Origin of the sequence: Streptomyces sp. NBC_00223 (genome assembly GCF_036199905.1) — a bacterium.
Classification (GTDB): domain Bacteria; phylum Actinomycetota; class Actinomycetes; order Streptomycetales; family Streptomycetaceae; genus Actinacidiphila.
The window spans coordinates 7,175,590-7,192,567 of record NZ_CP108109.1 but is presented as its reverse complement, the minus strand read 5'-3'; the positions used below and the strand labels follow the sequence as shown (position 1 = coordinate 7,192,567).

The 16,978-nt window shown below is 72.5% G+C and carries 14 protein-coding genes; 1 reads left to right on the top strand and 13 read right to left on the bottom strand.

Annotated elements, in window-relative coordinates; genetic code table 11:
• Window positions 1–118: 118 nt before the first annotated feature.
• The 12 genes from coaBC to pyrR form a co-directional block, all read right to left on the bottom strand.
• Window positions 119–1,321 (bottom strand): bifunctional phosphopantothenoylcysteine decarboxylase/phosphopantothenate--cysteine ligase CoaBC, encoded by a 1,203-nt coding sequence (gene coaBC / locus OHA30_RS30755; RefSeq protein WP_328917133.1) that lies wholly within the window; start codon window positions 1,319–1,321, stop codon window positions 119–121.
• Between the two features lie 151 nt (window positions 1,322–1,472).
• The gene (gene rpoZ, locus OHA30_RS30750) at window positions 1,473–1,745 is read right to left on the bottom strand and encodes a DNA-directed RNA polymerase subunit omega (protein ID WP_328917132.1); all 273 of its coding nucleotides are present in this window, start codon (window positions 1,743–1,745) and stop codon (window positions 1,473–1,475) included.
• 72 nt (window positions 1,746–1,817) lie between these two features.
• Entirely contained in the window at window positions 1,818–2,441 is a 624-nt protein-coding gene (gene gmk, locus OHA30_RS30745; RefSeq protein ID WP_328917131.1) for a guanylate kinase, read from the bottom strand.
• Between the two features lie 38 nt (window positions 2,442–2,479).
• Entirely contained in the window at window positions 2,480–2,803 is a 324-nt protein-coding gene (locus OHA30_RS30740) for an integration host factor, actinobacterial type (RefSeq protein WP_202232479.1), read from the bottom strand.
• A gap of 389 nt (window positions 2,804–3,192) precedes the next feature.
• Window positions 3,193–4,050, bottom strand: a complete 858-nt coding sequence (gene pyrF / locus OHA30_RS30735; protein ID WP_328917130.1) for an orotidine-5'-phosphate decarboxylase — start codon at window positions 4,048–4,050, stop codon at window positions 3,193–3,195.
• Window positions 4,047–5,150 carry a quinone-dependent dihydroorotate dehydrogenase gene (locus tag OHA30_RS30730; protein ID WP_328917129.1) on the bottom strand — a complete coding sequence of 368 codons (1,104 nt, stop codon included), beginning with the start codon at window positions 5,148–5,150 and terminating at the stop codon, window positions 4,047–4,049. The genes pyrF and OHA30_RS30730 overlap by 4 nt, the downstream gene beginning before the upstream one ends.
• A gap of 777 nt (window positions 5,151–5,927) precedes the next feature.
• On the bottom strand, window positions 5,928–9,248 hold the full coding sequence (carB, locus tag OHA30_RS30725; RefSeq protein ID WP_328917128.1) for a carbamoyl-phosphate synthase large subunit: 3,321 nt from the start codon (window positions 9,246–9,248) through the stop codon (window positions 5,928–5,930).
• Entirely contained in the window at window positions 9,241–10,383 is a 1,143-nt protein-coding gene (gene carA, locus OHA30_RS30720; RefSeq protein WP_328917127.1) for a glutamine-hydrolyzing carbamoyl-phosphate synthase small subunit, read from the bottom strand. The genes carB and carA overlap by 8 nt, the downstream gene beginning before the upstream one ends.
• A complete protein-coding gene (locus OHA30_RS30715) occupies window positions 10,380–11,012 on the bottom strand; it encodes a PH-like domain-containing protein (protein WP_443045118.1) in 633 nt (210 codons plus the stop codon). The genes carA and OHA30_RS30715 overlap by 4 nt, the downstream gene beginning before the upstream one ends.
• On the bottom strand, window positions 11,009–12,295 hold the full coding sequence (locus OHA30_RS30710; RefSeq protein WP_328917126.1) for a dihydroorotase: 1,287 nt from the start codon (window positions 12,293–12,295) through the stop codon (window positions 11,009–11,011). The genes OHA30_RS30715 and OHA30_RS30710 overlap by 4 nt, the downstream gene beginning before the upstream one ends.
• Before the next feature lie 2 nt (window positions 12,296–12,297).
• Window positions 12,298–13,281 carry an aspartate carbamoyltransferase catalytic subunit gene (locus tag OHA30_RS30705; protein WP_328917125.1) on the bottom strand — a complete coding sequence of 328 codons (984 nt, stop codon included), beginning with the start codon at window positions 13,279–13,281 and terminating at the stop codon, window positions 12,298–12,300.
• A 98-nt stretch (window positions 13,282–13,379) separates the two neighbouring features.
• On the bottom strand, window positions 13,380–14,024 hold the full coding sequence (pyrR, locus tag OHA30_RS30700; RefSeq protein ID WP_328917124.1) for a bifunctional pyr operon transcriptional regulator/uracil phosphoribosyltransferase PyrR: 645 nt from the start codon (window positions 14,022–14,024) through the stop codon (window positions 13,380–13,382).
• Between the two features lie 185 nt (window positions 14,025–14,209).
• On the opposite strand from pyrR, the gene bldD reads away from it, so the two are divergent.
• Window positions 14,210–14,710 carry a transcriptional regulator BldD gene (gene bldD / locus OHA30_RS30695; RefSeq protein WP_328917123.1) on the top strand — a complete coding sequence of 167 codons (501 nt, stop codon included), beginning with the start codon at window positions 14,210–14,212 and terminating at the stop codon, window positions 14,708–14,710.
• Window positions 14,711–15,293: 583 nt separating this feature from the next.
• On the opposite strand, the gene OHA30_RS30690 is transcribed toward bldD, so the two are convergent.
• Window positions 15,294–16,940 (bottom strand): pyridoxal phosphate-dependent decarboxylase family protein, encoded by a 1,647-nt coding sequence (locus OHA30_RS30690; RefSeq protein WP_328917122.1) that lies wholly within the window; start codon window positions 16,938–16,940, stop codon window positions 15,294–15,296.
• Between the last annotated feature and the right edge of the window lie 38 nt (window positions 16,941–16,978).

Genomic DNA, 16,978 nt, shown 5'->3' with positions numbered 1-16,978 from the left:
TTGGATATGCCATGACCTGGGTCACCGTGTCCACCCGCGGAACGGTCAATTCGGTCGGCGGGCTCCGGCGGGGGCGTTCGGCCGGTCGGATTCCACCGGTCCCCGGCGTGTCGGCGGCTCAGCCGAGCCGGTCGGCCACCAGGTCCCACACCCGGTCGGCGAGCGCTTCCTTGGGGCCGTACGGCACGGCCGTCTCGCTGCCGTCGGCGCCCAGGATCACCGCTTCGTTCTCCTCGGTGCCGAAGGCCTTGCTCTCCCCCACCTCGTTGACGACCAGCAGGTCGCAGCCCTTGCGGGCGAGTTTGGCGCGGCCGTTGGCCAGGACGTCGTCGGTCTCTGCGCCGAAGCCGACGACCAGCTGTCCCGGCCGCGCGCGGTGTGCGGACAGCTCGGCGAGGATGTCGGGGTTGCGGACCAGGGCGACGGGCGCGGGCTCCTCGCCGTCCTTCTTCTTGATCTTGCCGGGCGCGTACACGGCCGGCCGGAAGTCGGCGACGGCCGCGGCCATCACCACCACGTCGGCGTCGGCGGCCGCCTTGAGCACGGCCTCGCGCAGCTGCTCGGCGGTGCCGACGGTGACCACGTCGGCGCCCACCGGCGCGTCCAGGCCGGGGTTGGCGGCGACCAGCGTGACCCGGGCGCCGCGGGCCACGGCCGTACGGGCCAGCGCGTATCCCTGCTTGCCCGAGGAGCGGTTGCCGAGGTAGCGCACGGGGTCGAGCGGTTCGCGGGTGCCGCCCGCGCTGACCACGACATGGCGGCCGGCCAGGTCGGGGGCGGCCGTCCCGCGGGCCAGCACCCGGCGGCAGACCTCGTAGATCTCGCCCGGGTCGGGCAGCCGGCCCTTGCCGGTGTCGGCGCCGGTCAGCCGGCCGACGGCGGGTTCGATCACGATCGCGCCGCGGGCCCGCAGGGTGGCGACATTGGCCCGGGTGGCGGGGTGCTCCCACATCTCGGTGTGCATCGCGGGCGCGAAGACCACCGGGCAGCGGGCGGTGAGCAGGGTGTTGGTGAGCAGGTCGCCCGCGAGGCCGTGGGCGGCCTGGGCGAGCAGGTCGGCGGTGGCGGGCGCGACCACCACGAGGTCGGCGTGCTGTCCGATCCTGACGTGCGGCACCTGGTGGACGTCGTCCCACACCCGGGTCGAGACGGGGTGGCCGGACAGCGCCGCCCAGGTGGCCTCGCCGACGAAGTGCAGCGCGGAGTCGGTGGGCACCACCCGGACGTCGTGGCCCGACTCGGTGAGGCGGCGCAGCAGCTCGCACGCCTTGTAGGCGGCGATCCCGCCGCTCACGCCCAGTACGACCTGCGGCTTGCCCATCGTCTCTCCCGCCACCGTGGATCCGCGCCGCCGGGATCGCTTCCCGGCCGACCGCCGTCTTAACCGATGACACTGCCGCCACACCACGGGCCCGGCGGTCGTGCCGCCGGGCCCGTGGGGACGTGCAGTGTGCCGTGCGTCGGCGCGCCACTCAGGTGGCGGGCACCTCGACGGCCTCGGAGGTCAGCAGACCCGCGTTGATCTCACGCAGGGCGATGGAGAGCGGCTTCTCGTGGACGTGGGTGTCCACCAGCGGGCCGACGTACTCCAGCAGGCCCTCGCCGAGCTGGGAGTAGTAGGCGTTGATCTGGCGCGCGCGCTTGGCGGCGTAGATCACCAGGCTGTACTTGGAGTCGGTGGCTTCCAGCAACTCGTCAATCGGCGGGTTGATGATGCCCTCGGGCGTGCTGATGGAAGAGGACACGCTACCTACCCCTACTTGTGGACAAGTACCTGCGGACAGCACTTGTGGACGACAGAAGACTGCGCATACCGATCACGCAATCTCCATCAAGGCTAGCAGCTCACGGGCTACATCCTCGACGGAGGTGTTGACAAGGGTCTCGTCGAACTCGGATTCGGCGGCCAGTTCGACTCTCGCGGCGGCCAGCCGCCGCTCGATCACCTCGGGCGACTCGGTGCCGCGGCCGGTCAGGCGGCGGACCAGTTCGTCCCAGCTGGGCGGGGCGAGAAAGACCAGTCGGGCCTCGGGCATCGACTCGCGGACCAGCCGGGCGCCCTGGAGGTCGATCTCCAGCAGCACCGGCTCCCCCGCGGACAGTTTGTCCAGCACGGCCCGGCGGGGGGTGCCGTAGCGATTCCCGGCGAACTCGGCCCACTCCAGCAGTTCGCCGTTGGCGACGAGCTTGTCGAACTCGTCGTCGTCCACGAAGTAGTACTGCACCCCGTTCTGCTCGCCGGGGCGAGGCTTGCGGGTGGTGGCCGAAACCGAGAGCCAGATCTCGGGGTACACCGTGCGCAGGTGGGCGACGACCGTGCTCTTGCCGACCCCCGAGGGGCCGGAGAGCACGGTCAGCCGCGGATGTCTGACCGGGGTGGCCGGTGAGGCCCCCTGCGAAGCGAGGGGGCGGTCCGCCCCCCGGGAGACTGCAGAACTCATGGAGCGATTATCCCTGGTTCCCGGACCTGCGGGGACCGTCAGGCGGGGGCGCCGCCGAACTCGCGCTCCAGCGACGCGATCTGGTTCGAACCCAGGCCGCGAACCCGGCGGCTCTCGGAGATACCGAGCCGCTCCATGATCTGCTTGGCGCGGACCTTGCCGACGCCGGGGAGGGACTCAAGAAGGGCGGAGACCTTCATCTTGCCGATGACGTCGTTCTCCTGGCCCTGCTTGATGACCTCGTGCAGGGAGGCACCGGAGTGCTTCAGTCGGTTCTTGACCTCGGCGCGCTCCCGGCGAGCCGCAGCGGCCTTTTCGAGCGCGGCAGCGCGCTGTTCAGGGGTAAGGGGCGGAAGAGCCACGCCTACGTCACCTCGGATGTAGAGCAATCGGATATGGAGTGTGGATCACCCCGCAATACGGGGCGACCAGCGACGCGCCCCAACGGCGCGCTCCTGTCGGAGACTAGCGGTCCGAACGGTCCAAGTCAGCGAGAACAGTCGAAAAGTCCTGGTCAGCCTTGATCCGGCGGGATAATTGGGGCAAACCGGAACAGGAATCGGGGTCAATGAGCCAGGTGGTTGAATGTGACCCTTTTTCCAGCCGATTTTTGCTCGTATTACCCGCCGGTATGAATGTCGCCACCGACGCTCGTACGACCATCCGTATGAGGGTCCGTATGACGGTTCCGAGGGCCGTCGCTAACGCCGTCCGTATCCGTCCCCAGGTCCGTGTCCGTATCGTCGGATGATCACTTCGCGGCCGCGACGGCGACCCGAACCTCTTCGGCGTATGCGGCCGCCGCCTTTCGCAGCGCGGCGGTATTCGGACCGTGCCGCAGAACTCCCCGGCTGACACTCGGTACGACATTGCGCACGGCCGCGCCGAAGACTCCCGGCAGATCGGCCGGGGTGGCGCCCTGCGCGCCGATGCCGGGGGCCAGCAGCGGGCCGTTGACGGCGAGGTCCGCGCGGGCGTCGCCGAGGGTCGCGCCGACCACCGCGCCGACCGAACCGAGCGGCCGCACGCCCGCGTTCTCGGCCGCGATGTGGTCGAGCACCACCTGCGCGACGGACCGGCCGTCCGCCGCGGCCGCCCGCTGCACCTCGGCGCCCTCGGGGTTGGAGGTCAGGGCCAGTACGAAGACGCCCGCGCCGGAGATCCGCGCCGCGTCCAGGGCGGGCCGCAGCGACCCGAAGCCCAGGAACGGACTCACCGTCACCGCGTCGGAGAACAGCGGCGAGTCCTTGTCGAGATACGTGGCGGCGTACGCGGCCATCGTGGAGCCGATGTCGCCGCGCTTGGCGTCCATCAGCACCAGGGCGCCGGCCTGCCGTGCCTCGGCCACGGTCCGCTCCAGCACGGCGGTCCCGCGCGAGCCGAAGCGCTCGAAGAACGCGGACTGCGGCTTGAGCACGGCGGTGGCGCCGGCCAGCGCCTCCACCACGGTCAGCGCGAACCGCTCCAGGCCCGCGACGTCGTCGTTCAGCCCCCAGTCGGCGAGCAGCGAGCCGTGCGGGTCGATGCCGACGCACAGCGGGCCGCGGGTGTCCATCGCGTGGCGCAGCCGGGCGCCGAAGGGCGCGGTCTGCGGTTCCAGGGCGGTCATGAGGGCACCTTCCGGGTGTCGGCGCCGATCGCGTCGGCGAGGGTGGCGTACGGGCCGGCGGCCAGGCGGGCGGCCAGGCCCTTGTGCATCGCGCGCATCCAGAACGGACCGCGGTAGATGAAGGCGCTGTAGCCCTGGACGAGGGTGGCGCCCGCCAGGATGCGCTGCCAGGCGTCCTCCGCGTCCTCGACGCCGCCGACGCCGACCAGGGTGATCCGGTCGCCGACCCGGGCGTACAGCCGGCGCAGCACCTCCAGGGAGCGTTCCTTGAGGGGGGCGCCGGACAGTCCGCCGGTCTCGCCCGCGAGCGCCGGGTCCGCGCGCAGGCCCTCGCGGGCGATGGTGGTGTTGGTGGCGATGACGCCGTCCAGGCCGAGTTCGACGGCGAGGTCGGCGACGGCGTCCACGTCCTCGTCGGCGAGGTCGGGGGCGATCTTGACCAGCAGCGGTACGCGGCGGTCGGTCACCGTACGGTCGGCGGCCTCGCGCACGGCCGTCAGCAGCGGGCGCAGCGCCGAGGTGGCCTGGAGGTTGCGCAGGCCGGGGGTGTTGGGCGAGGAGACGTTGACGACGAGATAGTCGGCGTACGGGGCGAGCCGTTCGGTGGAGGTCACGTAGTCGGCGGCGGCGTCGGCCTCGGGTACGGCCTTGGTCTTGCCGATGTTGACGCCGACGGTGGTGCGGAAGACGGCCTTGCGGGCGGCGAGGCGGGCGGCGACGGCCGCGGAGCCGTCGTTGTTGAAGCCCATCCGGTTGATCAGCGCGCGGTCCTCGACGAGGCGGAAGAGGCGCTTCTTGGGGTTGCCGGGCTGGGCTTGGCCGGTGACGGTGCCGATCTCGACGTGGTCGAAGCCGAGCATGGCCATGCCGTCGATGGCGACGGCGTTCTTGTCGAAGCCGGCGGCCAGGCCCAGGGGGCCGTGCATGCGGAGGCCGAAGGCTTCCGTGCGGAGGGTTTTGTGGCGGGGGGCCAGGAGGGCGGCGGCGAAGGTCCGTGCCACGGGGACGCGGGCGGCCGCGCGGATCCACAGGAAGGCCAGGTGGTGGGCCTTCTCGGGGTCCATCCTGCGGAAGAGCAGGTTGAAGAGGAGCTTGTACATTGCGTTCGCCTTGTCCCTAGTCACGATTTCCGCCTCCGGCGCGAGCCCGACCCACCGGTCCGCAGCCCGCCGCCGCGGCGGAGAGCAGTTGCCGCCCCCGGCAACCCAAGCCGGGCTGCCCAGCCCTTCCAACCCCGCCGCAACGGCGGCCCGCCACGACGGCGCAAACCGGCGGTGCCAAACCGCCTCCGGCGCGGTGCAGCCCACCAGATGCCGCCCGGCACGGCACCGCCGACAACCGCCGCCGGACTTCCCGCCGCCGCGGCGGAAGGGAGCTGCCGCTCCCGGCAACCCCGACCCAGCGGCGCAAGCCGCCCCGCACCGGAGCACCCCCAACCCCGCCGCGACGGCGACGCGCCACGACGGCGGAGACCGGCGGTGCCGAACCGCCTCCGGCGCGGCGCAGCCCGGCACGGCACCGCCGACAACCGGCGTTGGGCTTCCCGCCGCCGCGGCGGAAAGAGATTGCCGCTCCCGGCACCCCAACCCCGCCGCAACGGCGGCAAGCCACGACGGCGCAGACCGGCGGTGCCGAGCCGAGCCCCGGCGGGCGCAGCCCGGCACGGCACCGCCGACAACCGCCGCCGGACTTCCCACCGCCGCGGCGGGAAGAGATTGCCGCACCCTGCAACCAAACCCGGCGGCGCGAGCCGCCCCGCACCGGAGCGCCCGGCCGACTGGGCAACCCAACCCCGCCGCAACGGCGGCGCAGACCGGCGGTGCCGAGCCGGGGCCCCGGCGGGGCGGGGGCGCAGCCCCGTGGGCTGGCGTCGGGGGTCAGAGGGCCCGGCGGGAGGCCGTGAGGTGCTGCGCGTGCTCCTGCAGCGACCTCACCCCTATGTCGCCACGCGTCAACGCGTCGATCCCCTGCACCGCCGCGGCCAGCGCCTGCACCGTGGTCAGGCACGGAACCCCGCGGGCCACCGCCGCCGTACGGATGTCGTACCCGTCGAGCCGGCCCCCCGTCCCGAAGGGCGTGTTGACGATCAGGTCGACCTCGCCCTCGTGGATGAGCGTCACGACGGTCGGCTCCCCGTCGGGCCCGACCCCCTCGCTCTGCTTGCGCACCACCCGCGCCTCGATCCCGTTGCGCCGCAGCACCTCCGCCGTCCCCGACGTCGCCAGCAGCTCGAAACCGTGCGCGATCAGCGCCCGCGCGGGGAAGATCAGCGCGCGCTTGTCCCGGTTGGCCACCGAGATGAACGCCCGCCCCTTGGTGGGCAGCGCGCCGTACGCCCCGGCCTGCGACTTCGCGTACGCCGTGCCGAACACCGCGTCGATGCCCATGACCTCACCGGTCGACCGCATCTCCGGGCCGAGCACCGTGTCGACCCCGCGCCCCTGCACATCGCGGAAGCGGGACCAGGGCAGCACGGCCTCCTTCACCGAGATCGGCGCGTCCAGCGGCAGTTCACCGCCGTCGCCCGAGGCGGGCAGCAGCCCCTCGGCCCGCAGCTCGGCGACCGTCGCGCCCAGCGAGATCCGGGCCGCGGCCTTGGCCAGCGGCACGGCCGTCGCCTTCGAGGTGAAGGGCACCGTACGCGAGGCGCGCGGATTGGCCTCCAGGACGTACAGCACGTCCCCGGCCAGCGCGAACTGGATGTTGATCAGCCCGAGCACGCCCACCCCGCGCGCGATGGCCTCCGTCGAGGCCCGCAGCCGCTTGATGTCGTGGCCGCCCAGCGTGATCGGCGGGAGCGCGCACGCCGAGTCGCCGGAGTGGATGCCGGCCTCCTCGATGTGTTCCATGACGCCGCCGAGATACAGCTCGTGCCCGTCGTAGAGCGCGTCGACGTCGATCTCGATCGCGTCGTCGAGGAAGCGGTCGACCAGCACCGGCCGGTCGGGGCTGATCTCCGTGGACTCCGCGATGTACGAGGCCAGCCGGGTCTCGTCGTAGACGATCTCCATGCCGCGCCCGCCGAGCACGTACGAGGGCCGGACCAGCACCGGGTAGCCGATCTCGTCCGCGATCGCCTTCGCGCCGGGGAACGATGTCGCCGTGCCGTGCTTCGGCGCGGGCAGCCCGGCCTCGGCCAGCACCCGCCCGAACGCCCCCCGGTCCTCGGCGAGGTGGATGGCCTCGGGCGAGGTGCCCACGACCGGCACCCCGTTGTCCTTGAGCGCCTGGGCCAGCCCCAGCGGGGTCTGCCCGCCGAGCTGCACGATCACGCCCGCCACCGGCCCGGCCAGGGTCTCGGCGTGCACGATCTCCAGCACGTCCTCCAGCGTCAGCGGCTCGAAGTACAGCCGGTCGGAGGTGTCGTAGTCGGTGGAGACGGTCTCCGGGTTGCAGTTGACCATCACCGTCTCGTACCCGGCGTCGTGCAGCGCGAAGGACGCGTGGACGCAGGAGTAGTCGAACTCGATGCCCTGCCCGATCCGGTTCGGCCCGGACCCGAGGATGATCACCGCGGGCTTCTCCCGGGGCGCGACCTCGGACTCCTCGTCGTAGGAGGAGTAGAAGTACGGGGTCCTGGCGGCGAATTCGGCCGCGCAGGTGTCGACGGTCTTGTACACCGGGCGGATGCCCAGCGCATGCCGCACCTCGCGGACGACGTCCTCGCGCAGGCCGCGGATGCCGGCAATCTGCGCGTCGGAGAAGCCGTGCCGCTTGGCGTCGGCGAGGAGTTCGGGGTCGAGCCGGTCGGCGGCGGCCAGCTCGTCGGCGTACTCCTTGATCAGGAAGAGCTGGTCCACGAACCAGGGGTCGATCCGGGTGGTCTCGAAGACCTCCTCGGGGGTGGCCCCGGCGCGGATCGCCAGCATCACGGTGTTGATCCGGCCGTCGGTCGGCACCGCGGCCTTCGCCAGCAGGTCCGCCTTCTCGGCGGGGCCGACCGGGGTGACGAAGTCGAACTGCGAGCCCTTCTTCTCCAGGGACCGCAGCGCCTTGTTCAGCGCCTCGCTGAAGTTCCGCCCGATGGCCATCGCCTCGCCCACCGACTTCATGGTGGTGGTGAGCGTGGCGTCGGCGGCCGGGAACTTCTCGAACGCGAACCGCGGCACCTTGACGACCACGTAGTCCAGCGCCGGTTCGAAGGACGCCGGGGTCTGCTCGGTGATGTCGTTGGGGATCTCGTCGAGCGTGTAGCCCACCGCGAGCCGGGCGGCGATCTTCGCGATCGGGAAGCCCGTCGCCTTGGACGCGAGCGCCGAGGAGCGCGAGACGCGGGGGTTCATCTCGATGACGATGACCCGGCCGTCGACGGGGTTGACCGCGAACTGGATGTTGCAGCCGCCGGTGTCCACCCCGACCTCGCGGATGACCGCGATGCCGATGTCGCGCAGCACCTGGTACTCGCGGTCGGTGAGCGTCATGGAGGGCGCCACCGTGATCGAGTCTCCGGTGTGCACGCCCATGGGGTCGAAGTTCTCGATGGAGCAGACGACCACGACGTTGTCGTGCTTGTCGCGCATCAGCTCCAGCTCGAACTCCTTCCACCCCAGGATGGACTCCTCAAGCAGCACCTCGGTGGTCGGCGAGAGCGTCAGGCCCTGCCCGGCGATCCGCCGCAGCTCCGCCTCGTCGTGCGCGAAGCCGGAACCGGCGCCGCCCATGGTGAACGACGGGCGCACGACGACCGGGTAGCCGCCCAGGAACTCCACCCCGGCCACCACCTCGTCCATCGAGTGGCAGATGACCGAGCGGGCCGACTCGCCGTGCCCGATCTTCGCCCGGACCGCCTCGACCACGCCCTTGAACAGCTCGCGGTCCTCGCCCTTGTTGATCGCCTCGACGTTCGCGCCGATCAGCTCGACGCCGTACTTGGCGAGCACCCCGTTCTCGTGCAGCGAGATCGCGGTGTTGAGCGCGGTCTGGCCGCCCAGCGTCGGGAGCAGTGTGTCCGGCCGCTCCTTGGCGATGATCTTCTCGACGAACTCCGGGGTGATCGGCTCCACATAGGTGGCGTCCGCGATCTCCGGGTCGGTCATGATCGTGGCCGGGTTGGAGTTGACCAGGATGACCCGCAGCCCCTCGGCCTTGAGCACCCGGCACGCCTGCGTACCCGAGTAGTCGAACTCCGCCGCCTGACCGATGACGATCGGGCCGGAGCCGATGACCAGAACGGACTGGATGTCGGTGCGCTTAGGCACGCTGGGCTCCCTGCTTTTCCATGAGCGAGACGAAGCGGTCGAACAGGTAGGCGGCGTCGTGCGGTCCGGCCGCCGCCTCGGGGTGGTACTGCACGCTGAACGCGGGCCGGTCCAGCAGCCGCAGCCCCTCCACCACGTTGTCGTTCAGGCAGACATGGCTGACCTCGGCGCGGCCGTACGGTGTCTCACTGACCCGGTCGAGCGGCGCGTCGACGGCGAAGCCGTGGTTGTGCGCGGTGACCTCGACCTTGCCCGTGGCGCGGTCCTGCACCGGCTGGTTGATGCCGCGGTGGCCGTACTTGAGCTTGTACGTGCCGAAGCCGAGCGCCCGGCCGAGCAGCTGGTTGCCGAAGCAGATGCCGAACAGCGGCGTACCGCGCTCCAGCGCCGCCCGCACCACGGTGAGGTCGGCGGTGGCGGGGTCGCCGGGGCCGTTGGACAGGAAGATCCCGTCGGGGGCGGCCGCGTAGACCTCCTCGACGCTCGCCGTGGCCGGCAGGACGTGCACCTCGATACCGCGCTCGGCCATCCGCTGCGGGGTCATGCCCTTGATGCCGAGGTCGAGCGCGGCCACGGTGAACCGCTTCTCGCCGACGGCCGGGACGACGTACGGCCGCTCGGTGGCGACCTCGGCGGAGAGGTCGGCGCCGGTCATCTGCGGCGCCTGCCGGACCCGGGCGAGCAGGGCGTCGTCGTCGGCCAGGGCAGCGCCGGAGAAGATGCCGACCCGCATCGCGCCGCGCTCGCGCAGGTGGCGGGTGAGGGCTCGGGTGTCTATGCCGCTGATGCCGACGACGCCCTGGGCGGTGAGTTCGTCGTCCAGGGAGCGCGTCGAGCGCCAGTTGGACGGGACGCGCGCGGGGTCGCGTACGACATACCCGGCCACCCAGATGCGGGCGGACTCGGCGTCCTCGTCGTTGACGCCGGTGTTGCCGATGTGCGGGGCGGTCATGACGACCACCTGGCGGTGGTACGAGGGGTCGGTCAGGGTCTCCTGGTAGCCGGTCATACCGGTGGAGAAGACGGCCTCGCCGAAGGTCTCCCCCACTGCCCCGTAGGCGCGGCCGCGGAAGGTGCGGCCGTCCTCCAGGACGAGTACGGCGGGCGCGGTGGCCGCCCGGGTGAAGGTCGTCATTTTGCGCCTTCCTTTTCGTCTTGCCTGGTGTCCGTGGAGGCGACTGCCTCGTTGAGATGTTCGCCACTGAGTCGGCCGATCGCCGTTACCCACGCGCTGTGCTCGGCGGCGTGGTCGGAGCGGAAGCCGGAGTCGATGAGGGTGCCGCCGTGCTCCCAGGTGATCACGAGCAGGCCGCCCTCGGGCAGCACCTTGCCCGCGATGGCCCGGTCGAGCCGGGCGCCGCGCAGGGCGGCGGCGGGCACGTGGAAGCCGGGCGCGCCGGTGCGGTCCACCGTCAGGCCCTGCTCGGTGAGGGTGAGCGCGGCCTTGCTGCGCACCCCGAGGCCGTGCACGACGATCCGGTCCAGCCACTCCCCCGCCGTGGTGCTGCCGTGGTAGCGGCCCTGGAGCGTCAGCAGCGGCTCCGGGACGTCCCCGGTGGGCTCGGGGGGCTGCGGCAGCGCGGGCAGGCCGCCCTGGAGGGTACGGCGCCACTGCCAGCCCTGCCGCATCAGCCAGTACACGAGCGCCACGAACAGGGCCAGGCCGACGATCCAGCCGATCCGGTCGGCCAGGTCGGTGACCCGCGCCGAGTGCTTGCCGGTGTCCTGTGCGCCGGCGGCCGCCAGCAGAGTCGGAATCGTCACGTGAGCTTCCCGTCCATGACCGTCGCGTGGCCCCGCAGGAAGGTGGCGACGACCCGGCCCGGCAGCTCACGGCCCTCGTAGGGGGTGTTGCGGCTGCGGGAGGCGAAGCCGGCGGGGTTGACGGTCCCACGGTATGCGGGATCGACCAGCACCAGGTTCGCGGGCTCGCCCGCGGCGACCGGCCTGCCGTGTCCGGCGAGCCGGCCGATGGCCGCGGGCCGGGCCGACATCCGGTCGGCGACGCCCGCCCAGTCCAGCAGCCCGGTGTCCACCATGGTGTGCTGCACCACGGACAGCGCGGTCTCCAGGCCCACCATGCCCATGGCGGCCGCGGCCCACTCGCAGTCCTTGTCCTCGTGCGGGTGCGGCGCGTGGTCGGTGGCCACGCAGTCGATGGTCCCGTCGGCCAGCGCCTCGCGCAGCGCCAGTACGTCGGCCTCGGTGCGCAGCGGCGGGTTGACCTTGTAGACGGGGTTGTACGTACGGACCAGCTCGTCGGTGAGCAGCAGGTGGTGGGGGGTGACCTCGGCGGTGACGTCCCAGCCCTTGGACTTGGCCCAGCGGACGATCTCCACCGAGCCGGCCGTGGACAGATGGCAGATGTGCACCCGGGAGCCGACGTGCGCGGCGAGCAGGACATCGCGGGCGATGATCGACTCCTCGGCGACGGCGGGCCAGCCGGTCAGGCCGAGTTCGCCGGAGACCCGGCCCTCGTTCATCTGCGCGCCCTCGGTGAGCCGGGGCTCCTGGGCGTGCTGGGCGACGACGCCGTCGAACGCCTTCACGTACTCCAGGGCGCGGCGCATGATCACCGCGTCGTCCACGCACTTGCCGTCGTCGGAGAAGACCCGCACCTGGGCGGCGGAGTCGTGCATGGCGCCGAGTTCGGCGAGCTGCTTGCCCTCCAGGCCGACGGTGACGGCGCCGACCGGCTGCACGTCGCAGTAGCCGGACTCCCGGCCCAGCCGCCACACCTGCTCGACGACGCCGGCGGTGTCGGCGACGGGGAAGGTGTTGGCCATGGCGTGCACGGCGGTGTAGCCGCCGATCGCGGCGGCGCGGGTGCCGGTCAGTACGGTCTCGGAGTCCTCGCGGCCGGGCTCGCGCAGGTGGGTGTGGAGGTCGACCAGGCCCGGCAGCAGGACCCGGCCCCCGCCCTCGACCACGGTGGCGCCCTCGGCGCTCAGGCCGGTGCCCACGGCGGCGACGGTCTCGCCGTCGATCAGGACGTCCGCCACCTCGCCGCCGAGGATCTGCGCACCGCGGATCAGGATCTTGCTCATGGTTACTTGGTCTCCTCGGTGCGCGGGGTCTCGGGGCGGGCGGTGGCGACGGCGGGCTCGGAGCCGCCGAGCAGCAGGTAGAGGACCGCCATCCGGGTACTGACGCCGTTGGCGACCTGTTCGACGGCCGTGCAGCGCGGGGAGTCGGCGACCTCGGCGGTGATCTCCATGCCGCGGTTCATCGGCCCGGGGTGCATGACGATGGCGTGCTCCGGCAGGACGGCCATCCTGGTGCCGTCGAGGCCGTAGCGGCGGGCGTACTCGCGCTCGGTGGGGAAGAACGCGGCGTTCATCCGCTCGCGCTGCACGCGCAGCAGCATCACCGCGTCGGACTTCGCCAGGACGGCGTCGAGGTCGTAGGAGACCTCGCACGGCCACTGGTCGACGCCGATCGGCAGCAGGGTGGGCGGGGCGACCAGGGTGACCCGGGCGCCGAGGGTGGTCAGCAGCAGGACGTTGGAGCGGGCCACCCGGCTGTGCAGGATGTCGCCGACGATCGTGATCCGGCGCCCGTCGAGGTCGCGGCCGACGCCGGACAGGTGGCGGCGCATCGTGAAGGCGTCCAGCAGCGCCTGGGTGGGGTGCTCGTGGGTGCCGTCGCCCGCGTTGACCACCGAGGCGTTGATCCAGTCCGAGGTGGCCAGCCGGTGCGGCGCGCCCGAGGAGTGGTGGCGGATGACGACCGCGTCGGCGCCCATCGCCTCCAGGGTGAGCGCGGTGTCCTTCAGGGACTCGCCCTTGGAGACCGAGGAGCCCTTGGCGGAGAAGTTGATGACGTCGGCGGAGAGCCGCTTGGCGGCGGCCTCGAAGGAGATCCGGGTGCGGGTGGAGTCCTCGAAGAAGAGGTTGACGACCGTACGGCCGCGCAGGGTGGGAAGTTTCTTGATGGGCCGGTCGGCGACGCGGGCCATCTCCTCGGCGGTGTCGAGCACAAGGAGGGCGTCGTCGCGGGTGAGGTCGGCGGCCGAGATCAGGTGGCGCTGCATCGGGTCACTCCGGTGGCTTGGGCGGGCCGGGGGTGCGGCGGGGCGGGCGAGGGCAGGCGGAAGCGCGGGACCCCGCGCGGGGCCCTGACGTGGGTGCGCTAGTCGTCCGCCGGGAGGCCCGGGGCATGCCGGCCGGGGGTCTGTACGGGGGTGCTGCCGTCCTCGGCGCCCTGGCCCGGCCGCCGGTCCTGCCGGCCCGGCTTCTGGCCCAGCAGGACGCTGTCGCGGCCGTCCTCCTCGGTGAGCTGGACCCTGACGGTCTCGCGCAGCGAGGTGGGGAGGTTCTTGCCGACGTAGTCGGCCCGGATCGGCAGCTCGCGGTGGCCCCGGTCGACCAGGACGGCGAGCTGGACCGCGCGGGGGCGGCCGATGTCGTTGAGCGCGTCGAGGGCGGCGCGGATCGTACGTCCGGAGAAGAGCACGTCGTCGACCAGGACGACCAGCCGGCCGTCGATGCCGTCGCCGGGGATCTCGGTACGGGCCAGCGCGCGCGGCGGGTGCAGCCGCAGGTCGTCGCGGTACATCGTGATGTCGAGCGAGCCGACGGCGGTGGTGCGGCCGGTGATCTCGGCGAGCTTGGCGGCCAGCCGGTCGGCCAGGAAGACCCCGCGGGTCGGGATGCCGAGCAGCACCACGTCGTCGGCGCCTCTGGCGCGCTCGACAATCTCGTGGGCGATACGGGTGAGGACTCGGGCGATGTCCGGGGCTTCGAGCACCGGACGGGCGTTGCGGTCGTCGACCATGGGTCGGGGACCTCCTTCCCCGCCTCACAGGACGGGCGTTAAAGGACGTCAGGGGTACCTCGACACCGTATCAGGCCGCCGGGACGGCCCAGGTCAGAGACCAGTCGGCCCTATTCGGCTTGACGAGCGTGGATTACGCTGCGTAACCTCACAGTGAGTCACCGAGTTTCCGTCCGGGGAGCCATATGTCCAGCGATTACGCCAAGCAGCTCGGAGCAAAGCTTCGGGCCATCCGCACGCAGCAGGGCCTTTCTCTGCACGGAGTCGAGGAGAAGTCCCAGGGCCGCTGGAAGGCAGTGGTCGTGGGTTCGTACGAGCGCGGCGACCGAGCCGTGACCGTGCAGCGCCTCGCCGAGCTCGCCGATTTCTACGGCGTGCCGGTCCAGGAACTTCTTCCCGGCACCACGCCCGGCGGGGCCGCCGAGCCGCCGCCGAAGCTCGTCCTGGACCTGGAGCGCCTTTCCCAGGTCCCGCCGGAGAAGGCCGGTCCGCTGCAGCGTTACGCGGCGACCATCCAGAGCCAGCGCGGCGACTACAACGGGAAGGTGCTGTCGATCCGCCAGGACGACCTGCGCACCCTCGCGGTCATCTACGACCAGTCGCCGTCGGTCCTCACCGAGCAGCTGATCTCGTGGGGCGTCCTCGACTCGGATGCGCGCCGCGCGGTGCAGCACGAGGAGGGATGAGCGGGTTAGCCTGCGGGTTGCCCGAAAAGTGCAGAAACGTCCCGCCCGGGGCGGGCCCTCCCAGGCCCCGCCCCGGGCCCCCGCGCCCCCGCCCCCGCATGGCCGCGACGGCGGGAGAGACCGCCCGGGACGCCGGGCGAAGCACTCGCCTACGGCGCTGGGGCTCGGTAACGGCGAACCGAGCCCACCTCAGCAGGCCGCAGGGCGCCAGCCCTGAATCCCGCCGCCACGGCGGGACGCCGAACGCACCTGACCGGCGGTGCCGAGCCGACCGGCGGGGCCTGTACGGCACCGCCGAACCACGCCACGGGACTTCCCACCGCCGCGGCGGGACAAAGCGCCCAGGGCCGCCAGCCGAAGCACTTGCCTACGGCGCCGGGGCACGCTAACGGCGAACCGAGCCCACCTCAGCAGGCCGCAGGGCGCCAGCCCTGAATCCCGCCGCCACGGCGGGACGCGGGACGTGCATGACCGGCGGTGCCGAGCCGACCGGCGGGGCCTGTACGGCACCGCCGAACCACGCCACGGGACTTCCCACCGCCGCGGCGGGAGGGGCGCGCCCGCAGGGCGCATTGGGGTCAGCTCAGCGGCCAGCGAAGACGCGGGAGATGACCTCCGGCAGGAGGCGGGCGGTCAGGCGCGCCGGAAGCGCCTGGAGAACCGCCAGCACCGGCGCCATGCGCAGCGGCAACGTACCGTCCGCGCCGACACCCGCCACCTCCAGCGCGAGCGCGACCTCCGCCGGCCCCAGCGCGTCCGGGTCCAGCGCCGCCGCCAGCGCGACGATCCCCGGGTCGACGGTGACCGGGCCCACCGCCCGGGCCCGTACCGCGGCCGCCGCCAGCTCGTCCAGCAACTCGTCGATCCGCCCGGGCTCCGCGACCGCCGCGGTGACGGTCAGATGCACATTGGCCGGGGAGTCGCCGAAAGCCGGCTGCGGCTGGAGGTACCAGCCGCGCAGCCGCATCTCGTCGGCGAGCACGAAGGCGTCGAGCCCCGGGTCGTCACTCGCCACGGCGACGAGCGAGGCGTCGGGAGCCCCGAGCACCCGCAGTCCGTCGATCCGGCCGACCCCGTCGACCAGTTGACGGGTCGCCAGGTCCACCCGCCGCGACAGCTCGACGTACCCCCGCGTACCGACCCGCCGCAGCACCGCCCAGGCCCCGGCGAGCGGGCCGGCCGACTTCGTGCCCTGGAGTGTCGAGTTGACGACGGGGTAGCCCGGCCAGGCGGCGTGCGCGAACCACCCGTGCCGCCGCAGCTCCGCGTCACGGAAGAGAAGCACGGACGCGCCCTTGGGCGTGTAGCCGTACTTGTGGAGGTCGACGGAGAGCGAGGTCACGCCGGGCACGGACAGGTCGAAGGGCGGCGGCGCCGGGAGTTCCGCGGCGAGCCGCCGGTGCCCGAGGTACCAGCCGCCGATGCAGGCGTCGACATGGCACAGCACCCCCCGCGCGGCCGCCGCCCGCGCCACTTCCGGCACGGGGTCGATGACGCCGTGCGCGTACGACGGCGCCGAGACGACCACCAGCGCCGTCCGCTCACCGATCGCCGCGGCCAGTTCCTCGGCCCGTACCCGGAAGGTCCCGGGGTCCACGGGCACGCTCACCACCCGCAGCCCGAAGAGCTTCGCGGCCTTGTGGAAGGCCGCGTGCGCGGTGACCGGCAGGACGATCTCGGGCGCCGTGACCCCGCGGGTGGCGCGTGCGTGTTCGCGGGCGGTGAGTACGGCCAGCAGACAGCTCTCCGTACCGCCGCTGGTGAACGTCCCCGCCGTCGCCGTGTCCCCGCCGAGCAGGGCGGCGGCCTGGGCGACGACCTCGTTCTCCAGGGTGACCACGCTCGGGAAGGCCGTCATGTCCAGGCCGTTGACGCCCGCGAAGGCCGCCTGGGCGCGGGCGGCGAGGTCATCGAGACCGGCGAGGCCGGAGTCGTAGACGTACGCCATCGTGCGGCCGCCGTGCACGGGCAGATCGGCGGCCCGCAGCTCGGTGAGGCGGGCCAGCAGGGCGTCGGGGTCCTCGGAGGGGGTCCCGGCGGACGTTCCGTTGGGCGTCCCGTCGGGCGTCCCGGCATCGAGGCCCGGCCGGGGTCCGGCGCCGGAATCGGGTCCGGGGTCGGGTCCGGGGTCGAGGCCCGGTACGGCGTCCGGATCCGCCCGTACAGTCGCTTCGGTCGCTTCGGTCGCTTCGGTCGCTTCCGTCGCTTCGGTCGCGCGCTCCTCGGCCATGTGCCGGAATCTAGGCCACGGGCCGGGACACACACCAG